Source organism: Micromonospora sp. WMMD967, assembly GCF_029626165.1.
Taxonomy (GTDB): Bacteria; Actinomycetota; Actinomycetes; order Mycobacteriales; family Micromonosporaceae; genus Micromonospora; species Micromonospora taraxaci.
In genome coordinates this window covers 3,141,201-3,158,354 of the sequence record NZ_JARUBK010000001.1, presented here as the reverse complement: position 1 = coordinate 3,158,354, position 17,154 = coordinate 3,141,201, and the positions used below count along the sequence as shown (strand labels likewise).

The window sequence follows — 17,154 nt, the reverse complement described above, 5'->3', positions numbered from 1 at the left end:
GACAGCGCTGACCGATCAGGCCGGCACACCGACCGGGCCACTCAGTAACATCGGCGAGGAACGATGTCCCAGGCGGACCCTCACCGACCCGATCGGGCACCCGACATGACGACCGAGCAGACCACGACTCCCCCGCGCACCGGCGTCGGCATCGCCACGAACGGGCTGGGCCAGAGCGTCCGAGGCGGTCGCCAGATCCTGGACGACGTCTCGCTGTCCATCGCGCCGGGCGAACTGGTCGCGATCATCGGTGCCAGCGGCGCCGGTAAGACCACACTGCTGGAGCTGCTCGGGGGCGTACGGCGACCGACGGCGGGCACCGTGACGTACGACGGCACCGCGGACCCGGGCGTCATCGGCTTCGTCCCGCAGGACGACATCATCCACCGGGAGCTGCCCCTGGCCCGCACCCTGCGGTACGCCGCCCGCCTGCGCCTCCCCTCCGCGACCGGGACGGCCGAGGTCGGCGACCGGGTCGCCGAGGTGCTCGCCGAGCTGCGACTCAGCGAACGGGCCGGCACACCGGTGGGACTGCTCAGCGGCGGTGAACGCAAACGCGCCAGCATCGCTGTCGAGTTGCTCACCCGGCCCGGCGTGTTCCTCCTCGACGAGCCCACCTCCGGGCTGGACCCGGCGATCGCCGTGGAACTGCTCCAGGTGCTCCGCACCCTCGCCGACACGGGGACCACGGTCGTGCTCACCACCCACCAGATCACCGACGTGGACCACTGCGACCGGGTGGTCGTGCTGACCCGCGGGGGCCGTCTGGCGTTCAGCGGCACCCCGGCCGCAGCCCGGGAGTTCTTCGGCCTGCGATCCCTCGTCGAGGTGCACCTCCGTCTCGACGAGGCGACGCACCCGATCCAGTGGCCCGACCGTTTCGCCGAGCAGCGGCGCGACGCGGAGCCAGCAGCCCGCCCCGCGCACGCCGGTGACGGCGGCGCGCCGGCGCCCGTCGGGCGGCTGCGTCAGTGGTCCGTCCTCACCGCACGCAACGCGGAGATCGTCGTCCGCAACCGGCTGACGCTGGCGATCCTGCTCGGCTCACCGCTGATGGTGCTCGGCATGTTCGCGCTGCTCTTCCGTCCGGGCGCGTTCGAGCCGAGCCGGCCGAGCCCCACGGTGACGGTGATGATCCTGTTCTGGATCGCGTTCGGCGGCTTCTTCTTCGGGCTGACCTACGGGCTGCTCCAGATCTGCACCGAGCTACCCGTCCTGCGTCGGGAGCGGCTGGCGGGTGTCCGGCTGGTGCCGTACCTGATGGGGAAGGTCGCGGTGTTGCTGCCGCTGCTGGCCCTGGTGGACCTGGCCCTGCTCGGGGTGTTGCGCGGCATCGACCGGCTGCCACCTGTCGACGGCCGCGATTTCGCCGCCCTGTACGCGACCCTGCTGCTCTCCTCGACGGCCGCGCTCGCCCTCGGTCTGCTGTGCTCGGCGGCCGTGTCCGACGCGGCACAGGCCACGCTCATGCTGCCGATGCTGTGTTTCCCGCAGGTGCTGTTCGTCGGCGCGATCCTGCCGGTGCCGGCCATGGCGGTCGGTGGTCAGTGGCTCAGCTTCGCGATGTCGAACCGGTGGGCGTTCGAGGCCCTGGGGCACACCGCCGGGGTGGAGCGGCTCTGGCGCGACGGCGGCTCGCCGCTCGGCCCGCCGCTGCTCGCCACGTACGGCGACAGCTTCTCCCGGCCGGTGTGGGTGAACTGGCTGGTGCTCGGTGGCTTCGTGGTGCTCTTCCTGAGCGCCACCTGGGCGGTGCTGGCACGGAGGGACTCCCGTGGCAACCCGTGAGCCGGCAGCGCCCACCTCGCCGACGGCGTGGCCCGGATATTCCGCCACGAGCCGCATCGACGACCTGCGGGCCACGGAATACCAGCACCTGGACCGGGACGGGCAGGTGTACCTCGACTACGCCGGGGCGGGTGTGGCGGCGCAGGCCCAGGTACGCGAGCACCACGATCGGCTGCTCGCCGGCCTGTACGGCAACCCGCACTCGGAGAATCCCACCAGCAGCGCGGCGGGTTCGCTGGTGGAGTCGGCCCGGCGCACGGTGCTCGACTTCTTCCGCGCGGATCCGGCCGAGTACGCGGTCGTCTTCACCCCGAACGCCAGCGGCGCCTGTCGGCTGGTCGGCGAGGCGTACGACTTCCGTCGGGGCGGGTCACTGGTGCTGACCTGGGACAACCACAACTCCGTCAACGGTGTCCGCGAGTACGCCCGGTCGGCCGGCGCGACAACGCGCTACGTACCGCTGAGCGGGCCGGACCTACGGGTCGCGGAGTCCGACCTGGTCGCGGTGCTCGATGCCGGCCGGGGCGGCCTCGCCGCCCGGCGGGGTCGCCCCGGTGGTCGGGGCCTGTTCGCCTATCCGGCGCAGAGCAACTTCTCCGGCGTGCAGCATCCTCTGGACTGGGTGGAGGTGGCGCACCGGCGCGGGTACGACGTGCTGCTCGACGCCGCCGCGTTCGCGCCGACGAACCGGTTGGACCTCAGCGCCGTCAGGCCTGATTTCGTGTGCCTGAGCTGGTACAAGCTCTTCGGTTACCCCACCGGGGTCGGCGCGCTGCTGGCCCGCCGCGACGCCCTGGCCCGGCTGCGCCGGCCGTGGTTCGCGGGCGGCACCATCCGCGCGGTCAGCGTGCAGGGCGACTGGCACCGGTCGACGGACGACGAGTCGGCGTTCGAGGACGGCACACTCAACTTCCTGAGCATCCCGGACGTGGAGTTCGGGTTGCGGTGGCTCGACTCGATCGGCGTCGACCTCGTCCACAGCCGCGTCGCCCTGCTCACCGAGTGGTTGCTGGAACGGCTGACCACGCTGCGGCACGACACCGGCGGGCCCCTGGTGCAGGTGTACGGGCCGACGACGGGTGCGGGGCGCGGTGGCACTGTGGCGTTCAACCTCCGCCACCCGGACGGCACCCTGGTCGACGAACGGCTCGTCGCCCGGGAGTCCGCGGCAGCCGGGTTCTCACTGCGTACCGGCTGTTTCTGCAATCCGGGCGCGGGTGAGGGAGCGTTCGGGATCAGGAGGGAGTCGGTGCGGCAGCGGCTGTTGGCGCGGGTCGACACGATCGACCAGTATCTCGACGCGTTGCGTCTGCCGACGGGCGGCGCGGTACGCGTCTCGTTCGGGCTGGCGTCGACCGCGACCGACGCGGAGCGTTTCGTCGCCTTCGTGCAGTCGACGTACCTGAACCGTGACGTCGGGGTGGGCTCACCTCTGCCACCCCGACTACGCTGCTGACGGCAGCGCGGGCCAGCGTGCCCTAGCTGACCTGGGCTACCGGGCCCGGGTGGTGCGTGAATTCCTCCATGAACGGGAACCGGGCGGTGAGCTCGGTGAACGGCAGCCCGGCCCGCCAGGCCGCGGCCACCTGGGCGACCTGCAACAGGTCCATGACGTCGCCGCGCGCGAGGACCTCGCCGGAGACCCGCAGGTCGATCATGAAGTATCGGGCCTGCGAGCCCAGCTTGACGCAGACCACGCCCTGGTCGGAGTGCAGTTCGGCGCAGGTGAACCGGCTGCGCCCCTGGTCGGGGGCACTCACCCGGCCGATGTCGAGCCCGTGGCGGGTGGCGGTCTCGACGAGCGCGGGGGCCAGACCGCCGTGCTCGACCAGGTCCGGATAGAGGCGCACACCCAGCGCCGTCGACGCGTCGCTCATGACTGACTCCCACTTCCTTGTGACAGAGACCAGCAGCGCGCAGGTTACGAGGAGGTTTCCCGCACGCCTCGCCATCCTGTCCCGGTTGGACGCCCCACGGCAATAGGAAGGGTCGATTCGACCGCCATCGAGTAACGGTCGGGATTCCCGACCTCCGTCGATGCGCTGCCGCCGTCCACCTCGGAGACATCGACGAACCTCGCGTGCTCGTCGCACTCCAGCACCCCGCCGCTCACTGGCCAGCATCGGGCGGTAACGGACGGTTGTCATATTGGAAACACTCTTGACAGAAAGGACTCGGCATCGACATGCTTCAGTTTGGAGAGCGCTCTCCGCCTCTTCGCACGACGCCTCCGTCACCCCCACGCTGAGGAGCCTCCCGTGTTCACAGCCCGCCCCAAACTCCGCTTCCGACCACTCGTACTCGCGGCAGCCGCGTTGGTCACCACCACCCTGGCACTCGTCGTCCCGCCGGCGCCCGATCGGGCCGAGGCCGCCATCGGCCCGATCAGTTGGCAGGACGAGTTCAACTCCCCCGCCGGCACGCCCGTCGACCAGAACAAGTGGCGGTTCGACATCGGCGGCGGAGGCTGGGGCAACAACGAACGGCAGTACTACACGAGCAGCACCAGCAACGCCGTCCACGACGGCCAGGGCAACCTGGTGATCACCGCCCGCCGGGACAACCCCGGCAACTACCAGTGCCACTACGGGCGCTGCGAGTACACGTCGGCCCGACTGCTGTCGGCGGCCACCTTCACGCAGACGTACGGCCGGTTCGAGGCACGGATCAAGATCCCGCGGGGCCAGGGCATCTGGCCGGCGTTCTGGATGCTCGGCACCGGCGGCGGGTGGCCCGACGCGGGCGAGATCGACATCATGGAGAACATCGGCCGGGAACCCAACACCGTGTACGGCACCGTGCACGGACCCGGCTACTCCGGCGGCGGCGGCATCACCGGCAGTCGCACAGTGGGCAGCCCTCTCGCCGACGGCTTCCACACCTACCGGGTCGACTGGGAGCCGAACGTCATCACCTGGTACCTGGACGGGGTGCAGTACCACCGGGTCGACCCCGCGCGGCTCGGCGGTAACCGCTGGGTGTTCGACCACCCCTTCTTCATGATCCTCAACGTCGCGGTCGGTGGTAACTGGCCCGGCTACCCCGACGGTTCGACGCAGTTCCCGCAGCAGATGCTCGTCGACTACGTCCGGGTGTCCAGCTACACCTCCGGCGGAGGCGACCCCGCTCCCGGCACCAGCCGGATCCGGGGCGCGCAGAGCGGTCGCTGCATCGACATCCCCAGCGCCAACCCGGTCGAGGGCGCCAAGTTGCAGATCTGGGACTGCAACACCACCGCGGCGCAGGCGTGGACCTTCGCCTCCGACGGGACCGTCCGCGCGATGGGCAAGTGCATGGACCCCGCCTGGGCCGGCACCGCCAACGGCACCGAGGTCAACCTGGTCAGCTGCAACGGCAACACGGCCCAACGCTTCACCCTCAACGGCGCAGGCGACCTGGTCAACCTCAACGCCAACAAGTGCGTGGACGTACGGGAAGCCAACCCCAACAACGGCGGCAAGCTGCACCTGTGGGACTGCCTGGGCGCGGCCAACCAGAAGTGGTCTCGCATCTGAGGTACCCCGGCACCGCGAGTGGGCCGTTCGAGCACAGTCTCGGGCGGCCCGCCGTCCTGCGCGGACCGCTCCGCCGCCCGGGTGAATCGCGAGCCAACCCCCACTCCGGTCGAACCCACGCCCACTACGTTCGGATCAGTCCAGAATTCGGCCGTTCGGGAGTGAGTTCATGTCGCACCATCTCGACACCCCCCTCGCCGCCCAGGGCGGTCAGCTCTACATCGACGACCTCTTCGTCTTCAACGGTGATCGCGCCACGGTGTTCGTCATGGACGTCAACAGCTCGGTGACCAGGGCTGACATCAAGCGTGGTTTCCACGCCGAGGGCCGGTACGAATTCAAGATCCACGTCAACGGCACGGAGCTGGAGGACCTGACCTACCGGTTCGCCTTCGGTGAACTCGACGGCGACGGCAAGCAGGCCTTCCAGTTGTACGAGCTGACCGGATCGGACGCCCGCGACGACGCCGCGATGGGCACTCCCATCGCCGAGGGACGGACCGGTGAGGTGTCGACCGGCACCAACGTCCGGATCTGGGCCGGGCGGATCACCGACCCGTTCTTCGTCGACCTCGACGAACTCGCCACCATCAACGGCGCGGTCAAGGACGGTTCGACCGTGGACCGATCGTCGTGGCGCGTCGACCAGGCCAAGAACAGCTTCGCCGGCACGACCGTCGAGTCGATCGTCCTGGAGGTGTCCCACGACGAGCCCCTGCTGCGCGACGGCACCGAGATCGGCGTGTGGTGTCGCACCCTGCTGGCCACCGATGCCGGGGGCTGGCGTCAGATCAACCGCGCCGGCCACCCCATGATGTGGCCGATCTTCTGGCCGCACGACACCGACTTCTCGAACCCCGCCAACTTCCGCCACCCCAGTCGCGACCTCGCCGAGGACGGCGAGGAGATCGCCAACGCGGTCGCGGGTGTCGTCGCGGCGAACGGCACCGCACCGGATCCGCAGGCGTACGGCTGGAGCGTCGCCCGGCAGCTCTATCCGGACCTCCTGTCGTACACGGTCGGCACGGCCGCGAACTACGGCTTCGCGGTCCGCAACGGACGCGCCCTGGCCGACAACGCGCCCGAGGTGATGTTCTCGCTGGTCCTCAACACCGGCACCACCTCGGGCCTCACCCCGGAGGTCACCAAGGCCGCCCGGGCCAGCAGTTTCCCCTACGTCGTGCCGGCCTGACGGTCCGCGGCGCAGCGGGTCAGGCTCCGACACGGGGCCCGCTTCGCCCGCAGGATCGGCTCGTCGCCCCGGTCACGATCGCCCGCTGTCGTAACGACCGGCGGGCGATCGACTTTTCCCAGCTCATGACTGCCAGGCGTCCGGGTGACCTGCGAGCTGTTTGCCCACTAGTGGGCGATTTGCGTAGTTACTCTTCGAAAGCGCCGTATGGGCGATTCGAGGATAAGGAGATTCGATGCGCAGGAAACTTCTCGCGGGCATGGCCGGCGTCGCCGCCGTCGTCGCGCTCGCCGGCCCGGCCGCCGCGGACACGACCGGCGACACGATCGTGACCCTGACCGTCGACGCCGCCGGCGGTCTGTCGATCACCGTACCGGCGTCGGCGAACATCGGGCACGGTGTCGAGGGATCGACCATCACCGGGCAGCTCGGCCCGGTCACGGTGCTCGACCAGCGCGGGTCGCTCACCCCCAACTGGACGGCCAGCGTCATCTCCACCGACTTCATCACCGGCGGCGGCACCTCGGGAGAGACGATCCCCAACATCAACGTCCTCTACTGGTCGGGTCCCGCGACGGCCACCGCCGGCGGCGGCACCTTCACGCCCGGCCAACCGACCGCCGCTCAGCAGGTGATCATCAACGTGCCCCGCACCGCGATGACCCACACCGGCGGCACGGGCAACAACTTCGCCACCTGGAACCCGACGCTTGTGGTGAACGTGCCCGTCGGCACCGTCCAGGGTGTCTACACCGGGACGGTGACACATTCGGTGGTCTGACCCGCTCGGTCGGCTGGCGCTGCTGGCCTCGGTCGCCCTCGTGGCGCTCGGGGTTTCGGCGGCGCCAGCCGTTGCCGTGCGGGAGCAACGACAGGAACCCGCCGAGGAACCCGCGATCAGCATCCGCATGCTCGACATCCCCGCCAGCCGCGTGCAGGACCCCCGCGCCCAGGTCTACATCGTGGATCACCTGAAGCCCGGGACGACGATCAACCGCCGGGTCGAGGTGCTGAACTCCTCCGGCGAGTCGCAGGAGATCGACTTCTACTCCGGGGCGGCGTCGGTGGAGAACAACGCCTTCACCGTGCCGGAGGGGCGTACGGAAAACGAACTCAGTGGATGGATCCGGTTGAAGACAGCCAGGATGGTGCTGGATCCGGGTGAGCGACGGCCGGTCGAGGTCGAGATAGCGGTGCCGAGGAAGGCCTCCAAGGGCGAGCGGTACGCGGCGATCTGGGCGCAGGTCACCAGCGCGAAGGAACGCACCGGCAACGTCACCCAGATCCACCGGGTGGGCATCCGGGTCTACCTGGACGTCGGTCCGGGTGGAGAGCCACCGACGGACTTCCGCATCGACGGGCTGGGCGCCGAACCCGGGATCGGCGAGTTCCCGGTCGTCACCGCGACTGTCACCAACACCGGCCAACGCGCGCTGGACATGACCGGCACCCTGTCGTTGAGCAAGCAGGCGGTCCGGGCCGGCCCATTCAAGGTGACCAACGGTGTGACGATCCTGCCCGGCCAGAGCGGCCAGGTCCGGATCGAGGTCAACCAGGCGCTCCCCGCCGGGACCTGGGACGTGCAGGCGAAACTCGCCAGCGGCACCGTGGAACGCACCGCGACCGGGAAGATCAGCCTGCCCGTCGCCGCGCCGATGACTGTCGCGACGTCCGCCGGGCCGAGCTGGCTGGTCTACACGGTCGGTGCGATCGCCGCGCTGGTGCTGGTCACCCTCGGCGGCTGGTATCTCGTCCGCCGGCACCGCGCCCAACTGGCCTGAGGTTCCAGCCCGCACAGACTGCCCGGCCGTTCCATTGCGGAACGGCCGGGCAGCGTCGTCTCCGACGGCAGGTTCTCAGATGACCGAGTGCGTCACGACCGCCACGTAGTCGCCGACCACCACTCCGGACGGGAGCGTCACCCACAGTGTGGGGTTCCAGGTGGCGGAGTTCGCACCGCCGGTCTGGCCGGTCCACCGGGCGGCCGTACGCGGGGTGTTCAGCACCGCGCCGGGTTGCGGGACGAAGGTGCCGACGCCGGTGGCGGCCAGGGCGGCCCCGGAGGCGTACGTGATGCTGCTGTTGGGGATGGTCTCCCCGCCCGAACCGGAACCCGTGGTGAAGCTCGTGCTGGAGACGACGCTGACCCAGTTCCCGGAGAACGGTCCTCGGTCGTCGGTGACGGTCACCGGGCCGAGTTGGCCTGAGACCCCAGTCGCACCCGAGGTGACGGTGCCCAGTGTGGAGATCGCCGGGACGCTGATGGAGAGCCCACCGAGCGGGTTGACGACCAGCTCGACCGGTCGGGTCGCGGACTGGTTGAACGAGTCGGTCACCCGCACGGTGAACGGGAACGTCCCGGACACCGTGGGTGTGCCGGAGAGCAGGCCGGTGACCGGGTCGAGGGTCAAGCCGGTTGGCAGGCTCCCGGCACTGACCGACCAGGCGAAGGGAGCCGTGCCGCCGGCCACTGTGAGCTGGTACTGGTACGGGTCGTAGACCTTGCCGGGCGGCGGCGGCGCGAAGGTCAGCGTCGGTGCCGGGTTGACAGTCACCGACGCGGAGCCGGCCGACTGTGGACCGGTGCCGGCGGCGTTGATCGCCGCCACCCGGAAGGTGTAGGTGGCGCCACCGGTCAGCCCGGTGACGGTCTGGGTCGTGTCGGTCCCGGTGAAGGTCTGCGGGGTCTGCGCCACACCGCCGAGGTACGGCGTCACCGTGTACCCGGTGATCGCCGATCCGCCGTTGGCCGGGGTGGTCCAGCTCAGCCTGGCGGCGGTGGTCCCCGCAGTGACCGAGGTGATCGTCGGGGCGCCGGGCAGGGTGTACGGAACCACCGCCGCCGAGGCCGGGCTGGCCGCGCCGGTGCCGAGCGCGTTCACCGCAGCCACCCGGAAGGCGTACGAGGAACCGGCGATCAGGCCGGTCAGGGTGCGGCTGGTGGTGGAGGCGTCGAACGTCAGCGTCGGTTGCGTGACGCCGTCCCGGATCGGGGTGACCAGGTAGCTGGTGATCGGGCTGCCGTTGCTGGCCGGCGCGGTCCAGGTCACTGTGGCGCTGGTGACGCCCGCGACGGCGGTGGGCGCGGCCGGGGTGCCCGGTGTGGACGCGTAGACGTAGTTCGCCGAGCCGGCCGATCCTCGGGTGACGACGCTGACCGTGACCGTCCCCGGGCTGGATCGGGCGGGCATCGAGGAGATGGCGAGCGTGCCGTTCGCATTCACCGTGAAGCAGCCGGGGGCCGGCCCGGAGGTGCAGGGCAGTAGCAGCACCGAGGTGCCGGCCTGCTGCTCGGCGACCGTACCGATGGTGATGGCTGTCGCGCCGGTGAGGTTGCTGCCGCCGACGGTGACCGGGATGCCGCCGGAGATCGAGCTCTGGGCCGGGGTGACGGTGACGCCGGTCGGCGCGGTCGCGGGCGCGACGGGGGTGGTGCCGGTGGCGAGCCCCGGGTTCGCGTCGATCGACGACGAGGTCGCCACGGTCGCGGTCTGGATCTGCGCCGGGGTCACGCCCGTGCCGGTGACGGTCGCGACGACAGTGATCGGCGGCAGCGAGGTTCCACCGGCGAACGGGCCGTTGCTGTTGGTGCAGGTGATGGTCTGCCCGGAGGGTGCGCCGCAGACCCAGCCGGTCCCGTAGGCGGCGCGCGGTACGACACCGGTGGGGACGGTCTGGGTCACCGAGATCGGTGCCGTCTCCGTGGTGCCGGCGTCGACCCCCGCAGTGATCGAGTAGGTGACCGGGTCACCGGGTTGCGGGGAAGCCCCGACCGCGCTGGTCTGCGACACGTTCAGGTCCGGCACCTGATTGAAGCTGACCGCCCGGGCATCGTCCACCTCGTGGAAGTCGGTGACCGAGCCGGTGGAGCCCACCCAGCCGAAGGCGACCTGCCGTGGGTAGCCGTTGGCGTTCAGCCAGGTCGGCGACGGGTACAGACTGGGCGACACGACCGGGAGCACGCCCTCCAGAAGTCGTGCCTGCCCTCCGACCGGGGTGAATCTGATCCGGTACTGGCCGGCGGGAGTGGTGATGCCGGTGTCGGTGGTGTATGGCGACGCTGTGGTGTTGATGACGACCTCGACCGGCACCACGGAGGCGGCCCGGGTGCTGGCCCGCAGCGGGATGGCCGACGCCGAGGTGCTGCCGGCGGTGCTGTTGATGGCGCAGTAGCCGACGCCGTTGCGGCCCGGTCCACGGACCACGACCTGGCCGGGGACCCGCCCACCGGTGGTCGAGATGTACGGCGGGTTCGTGCAGCCGCTGCCCTGGTAGGTGCTGTTGCTGAAGTTGCCGAAGACGTCCAGCCCGACGCCCAGGTAGCCGTTGGAGAGGCCCGACGACACACCGGCGAACGCCGCCGAGTAGCCCAGCGATCCGCCCGCCGGGCCGAGCGTCGACGGCGACCTCGGGTTGGCCGGGTCGACAGCTGCCAACGCGAAGGCGAGGCCGTCCGCGCCCGGGGACGTACCGCCGTACTGGTAGGTGTTGAAGGTGAGGTGCAGGCCCTGTGAGGTGGGCACGCTCACCGCGCTGAACACCCCACCCTGCCGGTTGATGGTGGCGGGGGTGAGGCGCAGTTTGCCCGCGCCCTGCGGGTCGGTGGAGGTGGTGCAACTCAGCAGCGGCCCGATGGTGGTGTTGCCGGCGGCGCTCAGGCAGGCGGCGTTGGTGGTGACGACGCCGGGTACGGCTGGCACCGCCACCGCACCGATGCCGTTCGCGGTGTTGTTGTGGAACGGCTGGTCGAACAGGACGGAGCCGGCCGCCGACGCCGGAAGTGGCCCGAACGCGAGCACGCCCGCGATCAGGACGACGACCAGCGCACGGGCACTGGCCGGACGGCGCCGGCCCCACAACGACATGCCCACTCCCCCGCTGTCACTCCAGTCCCGATTCGGACTATAACCCCCTAAACCACCCGTATTTCCGGTACGCGGATAACAGCCGGAGACCGACGTCGCCTCGACGGAGACGGAACGACCCCCGTCGGCTCCTGCCGAGGGGGGTCGGTCCGCGGAAAACGGAGACGAGGGGCGGTCAGCCCTCGATGTCCCGGGGATCACGGCTGCGGGGATAGGTGTTCTTCTCCCCGATGGTGCCGTCCTGCTTCTTGACCACGTGTTCGACGCCCCGGTCGGCCGCCATCTCACGACCCTGGGCCTGCGCGTCGGCCTTCACGTCATGCGTGCTGCTGGCCCGCTCGTTGCCCTCCGGCTTGTTCTTCCACTGCCCGTCCTCGTGGTACGTGTCGACGTCACCCTTGGCCATGGCCAGCTCCTCCCTGCGTCCGAACTGTTCCCCGGATCAGTGCCCCGAGACGCGCCGGGCAAACCGCCGTCCTCACGAGACGGCCGGGCAGTTGTTGCTCACCCGCCGCAGGATCTGTTCACGGTCGTCGGTGGTGATCCCCGACGGCTCACCGTCGAAGTAGGTCTCGACCTTCTCCCAGCCGCGCCGCTGCTCGTAGTGCAGGTGGGGGGCGCCGGAGTTGCCGGTGCTGCCGAGTTTCCCGATCTGCTCGCCCCGGGCGACCTTCTGACCGACCTGGACCAGCGGTGGTTCGAGCAGGTGCAGGTACTGCGTCTCCCACTTGCCGCCGTGATCGATCTTCACCCAGTAACCGCCGCCGCGCCCGCGTGGGCCCTCCGGGTTCTCCGGGGTGCGACCACCGAGCGACCCGTTGATGCCGGCCACGGTGACCGTTCCGGCATAGGACGCGAGGACCGGCCGCCCCCACGCCTCGCCCTCGATGGGGAAGAAGTCGACGTCGTAGTCGTCGTGCCCGGGATAGGTGCTGAGCTGCCAGGTCTCGTCGCAGGCGACGGGCATCTGGAACAGCGGGCGCGGACCCGCCGGTCGCAGCATCGGCACCACGACCACCGCGACGCCGAGGACGGCTGCCACCGCGACCAGCGCGAGGAGGACGAGGAGGATGCGGCTTCGCGGGCGGCGGTGGGTGCGGGCTCTGGCGGGGCGGCCGGTCGTCACCGGCCCGAGCATGGCAGACGCCGACAACCTCGCGCCTCCGGGTCGCCGCCGGACGGTGGCCCGAATCGGATACATTGCAGTCGCATCGTAAACGAGCTACGGTCGACAGCAATGCAGTCGTATTGCAACGAGAGTGGGCTCCCCGATGCACGTGATCCCGTTGTCCGAGGTGACCAGCGAGATGCTCGACCTGGTCGGCGGTAAGGCCGCCGGACTGGGCGAACTGATCCGGCGGGGCGAACGGGTCCCGGAGGGCTTCTGCGTCACCACCGAGGCGTACCGGCTCGGCGTGATACCCACCGCTGAGGTCGTCGCCGCGTACGAGCGGCTCGGGGCGGGCCCGGTCGCCGTGCGGTCCAGCGCCACGGCGGAGGACCTGCCCGACGCGAGCTTCGCCGGCCAGCAGGACACGGTGCTCGACGTGGTCGGCACCACCCAGCTGATCGCCGCCATCGAGAAGTGCTGGGATTCGCTGCACAGCGACCGCGCCACCGCCTACCGCGACGCCCGCCAGATCGACCATCGGCAGGTGCGGATGGCCGTCGTGGTACAACGCATGATCACGCCCCGGGCCGCCGGGGTGCTGTTCACCGCGAACCCGCTCACCGGACGTCGCGACGAGATGGCGGTGGACGCGGCTCCGGGTGTCGGCACGACAGTGGTGGACGGCGTGGCGACGGTGGACCACTACGTCCTCGACGGTGTCGCCCGGGACGACACCGGATGCCTCACGTCCGCGCACCTGGCCGACCTGCGAGCCACCGGCGAACGACTCCAGACCCACTTCGGCTGCCCGCAGGACATCGAGTGGGCGATCGACGCGGACGACGTCCAGTGGCTCCTCCAGTCCCGACCGATCACCAGCCTGTTTCCACAGCCGCCCGCCACCGACAAACCCCTCCCCCGCGTCTACCTGGAGTTCGGTCACGTCCAGGGCATGCGGCAACCGGTCACCCCGATGGGCATGTCGACCCTGCGGACACAGATCGCCGCCATGCTGGCGTCGCTGGGGGTACGGGTCGAGATCGTCGACATCGGTGGCCGGCTCTACGGTGACCTGACCGACCTGGCGCGCGACCGGTCGTCCCGCAAGCGGCTGGTCAAGCTGCTGGCTGTCGACTTCGGGCCACGCGCCCAGGCGGTGATGCAGCACGTGCTGGCCGATCCCCGCTTCGCCCCGACCAGCGGCGGCGTCACGCGCGGCGGAGCGCCAACGGCCGCGTCGCTGCGGACGGCCCGACGCGCGGTGGTGGGGATCCTGCGGGCCCTCGCCCGTCCCGACACCGCGCGGATCCGGATGTTCGAGGCGATCGAGCAGATGAGGACACGATCGGCCGCCCCGACCGACCTGGGTTCCGCCGCCGACCGGCTGCGCTTCGTGCAGGCGCGCGACGCCCACGCCGACGACACCGCCGACGCGATCATGTGGCCGATCGTCGCGGGAATGCTCGCCGCCGCGCTGCCGGCCGCTCTGCTCAAGGGTCTGGCCGGCCCGGACGAGATCCACACCGTGCTGGGCGGCATGCCGCACAACATCACCATCGAGATGGACCTGGCCCTGTGGCGGCTCGCCCAGAGCGCGGGCGACCACCGGCAGCTCCTCCTCGACACCCCGCCGGCCGAGTTGGCCGCGCGCCACCTGCGCGGGACCCTGCCCGACATCGGCATGGCCGCCTTCCTGGACGTCTACGGGCACCGGGGCGTCGCCGAGGTCGACCTCGGCGTACCGCGCTGGGAGGAAGACCCAACTCCGGTCTTCGCGGCGGTCGCGAACTACCTCCGGGTCACCGACCCACAGCAGGCCCCCGACCGCCGGTTCCGACGGGCCGCCTCCGCTGCGGAGACAGCTCTGGAGGACCTGACCCGGCGAGCCCGCCGCCGCCGGCCGGTGCGGGGCACCGTCGCTGCCTTCCTGCTGCGCCGCGCACGGTCCCTGGCGGGCCTGCGCGAGGCCGGCAAGTTCGCCGGGCTCCACCCCCTGCGCGAGACCCGCCGTCAGCTCCTGCTCATCGGGGCCGACCTGCACGACTCCGGGTTGCTGGACCAGCCCGACGACATCATGTTCCTGACTCTCGACGAGGTGCACGACGTCGTACACCAGGGGGTTGATCCGCGTGCGACAGTCACCGCCCGACGGGCCGTGCACCGGCGGGAACTACGGCGCGGGTCGGTGCCCGTGGCGCTGCTCTCCGACGGCACGGACGTCGAGGCCGTCCTGCCGGCGGCGCCCGCCGCCGACGGGACGCTGACCGGCGTGGGCGCGTCGGCGGGCCGGGTGACCGGCCCCGCCCGGGTCGTCCAGGACCCGCGCACCGCCCACATCGAGCCCGGCGACGTCCTGGTGGCCGCGACCACCGACCCCGGCTGGACGCCGCTGTTCCTCACCGCCGCGGCGCTGGTCACCGAGACCGGCGCGATCATGGCGCACGGCCCGACGGTGGCCCGCGAGTACGGCATCCCCGCCGTCATCTGCGTCCCCGACGTCACCCGGACGCTCCGCACCGGGCAGGTCGTCACAGTGGACGGCGCCGCCGGCACCGTCACGCTCCACTGACCGCCGACAGCTACCGAGAAGGACGACGATGAGCGACACGAAGGCCCCGACCAGGGCACGGGTGGGCCCGCTGCTGCGTCGCGCGGCGCAGGCCGAGGCCGCGACGTGGCGCAGCCTGTACGTGTGGGCGCGACGCCGCCCGCTGCCGCTGGCTGCCGGCGACGAGCCGTTCGGCTACCTCGGCGTGGTCAAGCCGATCCTGGGCATCTTCATCGGCCTGTCGGTCGTGGAAATCCCGATCTTCGATGTCGTCGTCACCCACGTGGTGCCCTGGCGGCCCGCCCGCTGGATCGTTCTCGGCCTCGGCGTCTGGGGTCTGCTCTGGATGATCGGCCTGTACGCCAGCATGACCATCCACCCCCACGTCGTGGGCGACCGGGGCCTGCGGGTCCAGCTCAGTTCCGGCATCGACATCTTCGTCCCGTGGACGGACGTCGAGGCGCTGCGCAAGCGTTACCGCTCGCTGCCGTCGAGCAGGTCGGTGCAGGTCGAGCAGGAGGGCGACCGGCGGGTGGTGTCCATCTCGGTCGGCAGCCAGACGAGCATCGACGTCCTGCTGCGCCGGCCGATGACCTTCGACCTGCCCAGGGGTGGAGCGGTGCCGACAAACGAGCTGCGGCTGTACGCCGACGACCCCGACGGCCTCCTGCGCAGCGCCCGGGGCACCCCCACGAGCAACACCGTCAGCCGGTAACCACCGCCGCCGGCGGGGCGTCCGGGTCACCCACTGTGAAACGATCGAGGCCATGCCCAAAAAGGTCGATCACCAGGAGCGACGCACCCTCATCGCGGACGCGTTGATGCGGGTCGCCGCGGACCAGGGGCTGGAGGCCGTCAGCCTCCGACACGTGGCCGCCGCGGCCGGTGTGTCCGCCGGGATGGTCCAGCACTACTTCCGGACCAAGGACGAGATGATGGCGTTCGCGTTGAGCGTCGTACGCGAGCGCAGCCAGGTCCGGGTCACCGACGCGGTTTCCCGGCTGGGCGAGAACCCGCCGCCTCGGCTGCTGCTGCGGACCCTGCTCGCCGCCCTGCTGCCCCTCGACGAGCACACCCGCGACGACGGGCGGGTGGCGCTCGCGTTCCTCGCGTACACGGCGGTGCGACCGGCCGCCGCGACCGGTCTCCGGGAGGGCACCCGGCAGCTCACCGAGTTCGTGGCCGGCGTCCTGCCCGCCGGCCGGGGCGACGCCGCCGCGGCCGGCCTGCTGGCGCTGATGGAAGGGCTGGGTGTGTACCTGCTCGGCGGGCAGTACACCGCCGAGCAGGCGCTGGGCGCGCTCGACGCCCACCTGGACCTGCTCTTCGGCTCGTCGCCCGCCTGAGCGGTAGTGGTCGTGCCACGCCTCAGCAGCGCGGGATCCGGGGCCGCGTCGACGACGGATTGTGCGATCCCGTCGGGCGTGGCACTCTGCGGACGCGGCACGGGGAGGGCGGGTAACGATGTTGACCATCCACGACATGGCTGTCGGCTACGGCGAAGACCGGACCGTTCTCCGGGACGTGTCGGTGACGGTTCGCCCCGGCCGGATCCTGGCGCTGACCGGTTCCTCCGGCGCCGGCAAGAGCACCCTGCTCAACGCGATGGCCGGGCTACTGAGCCCACGCGACGGAGTGGTGCGCGTCGACGGGCAGCCGCTGCGCGATCGTGACCACGCGGTCGAGCACCGGATCGTCCTCGTCCCCCAGGACAACGGACTGGCCCCGATCCTCACCGCCGCCGAGAACCTTCAGGTGGCGCTCGTGGCCGACGGCGTGGCACCACCCGAGGCCCGTCGGCAGACCACCGCGATGCTGGATCTGCTGGGCCTCGCCGGCCAGGCCGACCAACTCGTCGAGGAGCTGTCCGGTGGCCAACAGCAGCGGACCGCGGTCGCCCGTGGCCTGGCTCTGCGCGGACGCGTGTTGCTGGCCGACGAGGTGACCAGCGAGCTGGACGCGGGCAACCGGCAGCGCGTTCTGGACCTGTTGCACGACGAGGCGCGGCGGGGCGCGGCCGTCGTGTTCGCCACCCACGACCCGGAGGTGGCCGCCGCCTGCGAAGCGGAGCTGCACCTCGTCGAGGGCCGGGCGGAGGTCCTGCGCGACTGAGGACCCCGACGACCGACAGGTCC

Annotated in this window: 14 protein-coding genes; 10 read left to right on the top strand and 4 right to left on the bottom strand. The window is 71.0% G+C overall.

Annotation, left to right across the window (positions count from 1 at the left end):
• Positions 1-105 precede the first annotated feature (105 nt).
• Together O7631_RS14770 and O7631_RS14765 are read left to right on the top strand one after the other, a co-directional pair.
• On the top strand, positions 106-1,788 hold the full coding sequence (locus O7631_RS14770) for an ATP-binding cassette domain-containing protein (RefSeq protein ID WP_278144736.1): 1,683 nt from the start codon (positions 106-108) through the stop codon (positions 1,786-1,788).
• The gene (locus O7631_RS14765) at positions 1,775-3,244 is read left to right on the top strand and encodes an aminotransferase class V-fold PLP-dependent enzyme (protein WP_278144735.1); all 1,470 of its coding nucleotides are present in this window, start codon (positions 1,775-1,777) and stop codon (positions 3,242-3,244) included. Before O7631_RS14770 ends, O7631_RS14765 begins: the two co-directional genes overlap by 14 nt.
• Positions 3,245-3,266: 22 nt before the next feature.
• On the opposite strand, the gene O7631_RS14760 is transcribed toward O7631_RS14765, so the two are convergent.
• The gene (locus tag O7631_RS14760; protein ID WP_278144734.1) at positions 3,267-3,665 is read right to left on the bottom strand and encodes a hypothetical protein; all 399 of its coding nucleotides are present in this window, start codon (positions 3,663-3,665) and stop codon (positions 3,267-3,269) included.
• A 381-nt stretch (positions 3,666-4,046) separates the two neighbouring features.
• Between O7631_RS14760 and O7631_RS14755 the strand changes: the two genes are divergently transcribed.
• The 4 genes from O7631_RS14755 to O7631_RS14740 all read left to right on the top strand — a co-directional run bounded on the left by O7631_RS14755 (position 4,047) and on the right by O7631_RS14740 (position 8,276).
• Positions 4,047-5,303, top strand: a complete 1,257-nt coding sequence (locus O7631_RS14755; protein WP_278144733.1) for a family 16 glycosylhydrolase — start codon at positions 4,047-4,049, stop codon at positions 5,301-5,303.
• Between the two features lie 169 nt (positions 5,304-5,472).
• A complete protein-coding gene (locus O7631_RS14750) occupies positions 5,473-6,495 on the top strand; it encodes a DUF4331 family protein (RefSeq protein ID WP_278144732.1) in 1,023 nt (340 codons plus the stop codon).
• A 235-nt stretch (positions 6,496-6,730) separates the two neighbouring features.
• A complete protein-coding gene (locus tag O7631_RS14745; protein WP_278144731.1) occupies positions 6,731-7,276 on the top strand; it encodes a hypothetical protein in 546 nt (181 codons plus the stop codon).
• A 127-nt stretch (positions 7,277-7,403) separates the two neighbouring features.
• Positions 7,404-8,276, top strand: a complete 873-nt coding sequence (locus O7631_RS14740; protein WP_278144730.1) for a hypothetical protein — start codon at positions 7,404-7,406, stop codon at positions 8,274-8,276.
• 75 nt (positions 8,277-8,351) lie between these two features.
• Here O7631_RS14740 and O7631_RS14735 read toward each other — a convergent pair whose 3' ends face one another.
• From O7631_RS14735 to O7631_RS14725, 3 genes are all read right to left on the bottom strand, one after another.
• Entirely contained in the window at positions 8,352-11,360 is a 3,009-nt protein-coding gene (locus O7631_RS14735; RefSeq protein ID WP_278144729.1) for a fibronectin type III domain-containing protein, read from the bottom strand.
• A 175-nt stretch (positions 11,361-11,535) separates the two neighbouring features.
• Positions 11,536-11,766: a DUF2188 domain-containing protein gene (locus O7631_RS14730; RefSeq protein ID WP_088990612.1), complete on the bottom strand. Its 231-nt coding sequence runs from the start codon at positions 11,764-11,766 to the stop codon at positions 11,536-11,538.
• Positions 11,767-11,838: 72 nt separating this feature from the next.
• Positions 11,839-12,486, bottom strand: a complete 648-nt coding sequence (locus O7631_RS14725; RefSeq protein ID WP_269680189.1) for a M23 family metallopeptidase — start codon at positions 12,484-12,486, stop codon at positions 11,839-11,841.
• Between the two features lie 145 nt (positions 12,487-12,631).
• On the opposite strand from O7631_RS14725, the gene O7631_RS14720 reads away from it, so the two are divergent.
• The 4 genes from O7631_RS14720 (at position 12,632) to O7631_RS14705 (ending at position 17,131) form a co-directional block, all read left to right on the top strand.
• Entirely contained in the window at positions 12,632-15,040 is a 2,409-nt protein-coding gene (locus tag O7631_RS14720; protein WP_278144728.1) for a PEP/pyruvate-binding domain-containing protein, read from the top strand.
• A 28-nt stretch (positions 15,041-15,068) separates the two neighbouring features.
• Entirely contained in the window at positions 15,069-15,734 is a 666-nt protein-coding gene (locus O7631_RS14715) for a hypothetical protein (RefSeq protein WP_278144727.1), read from the top strand.
• Positions 15,735-15,786: 52 nt separating this feature from the next.
• A complete protein-coding gene (locus O7631_RS14710; protein ID WP_278144726.1) occupies positions 15,787-16,365 on the top strand; it encodes a TetR family transcriptional regulator C-terminal domain-containing protein in 579 nt (192 codons plus the stop codon).
• Positions 16,366-16,483: 118 nt separating this feature from the next.
• Positions 16,484-17,131 (top strand): ATP-binding cassette domain-containing protein, encoded by a 648-nt coding sequence (locus O7631_RS14705; protein WP_278144725.1) that lies wholly within the window; start codon positions 16,484-16,486, stop codon positions 17,129-17,131.
• Positions 17,132-17,154: the final 23 nt, after the last annotated feature.

Bases quoted from the DNA above. Each gene is read 5' to 3' on its own strand.
- O7631_RS14770 (WP_278144736.1), top strand. From the start codon at position 106: ATGACGACCGAGCAGACCACGACTCCCCCGCGCACCGGCGTCGGCATC.
- O7631_RS14760 (WP_278144734.1), bottom strand. From the start codon at position 3,665: ATGAGCGACGCGTCGACGGCGCTGGGTGTGCGCCTCTATCCGGACCTG.
- O7631_RS14750 (WP_278144732.1), top strand. From the start codon at position 5,473: ATGTCGCACCATCTCGACACCCCCCTCGCCGCCCAGGGCGGTCAGCTC.
- O7631_RS14745 (WP_278144731.1), top strand. From the start codon at position 6,731: ATGCGCAGGAAACTTCTCGCGGGCATGGCCGGCGTCGCCGCCGTCGTC.
- O7631_RS14740 (WP_278144730.1), top strand. From the start codon at position 7,404: ATGCTCGACATCCCCGCCAGCCGCGTGCAGGACCCCCGCGCCCAGGTC.
- O7631_RS14735 (WP_278144729.1), bottom strand. From the start codon at position 11,360: ATGTCGTTGTGGGGCCGGCGCCGTCCGGCCAGTGCCCGTGCGCTGGTC.
- O7631_RS14730 (WP_088990612.1), bottom strand. From the start codon at position 11,766: ATGGCCAAGGGTGACGTCGACACGTACCACGAGGACGGGCAGTGGAAG.
- O7631_RS14720 (WP_278144728.1), top strand. From the start codon at position 12,632: ATGCACGTGATCCCGTTGTCCGAGGTGACCAGCGAGATGCTCGACCTG.
- O7631_RS14715 (WP_278144727.1), top strand. From the start codon at position 15,069: ATGAGCGACACGAAGGCCCCGACCAGGGCACGGGTGGGCCCGCTGCTG.
- O7631_RS14710 (WP_278144726.1), top strand. From the start codon at position 15,787: ATGCCCAAAAAGGTCGATCACCAGGAGCGACGCACCCTCATCGCGGAC.
- O7631_RS14705 (WP_278144725.1), top strand. From the start codon at position 16,484: ATGTTGACCATCCACGACATGGCTGTCGGCTACGGCGAAGACCGGACC.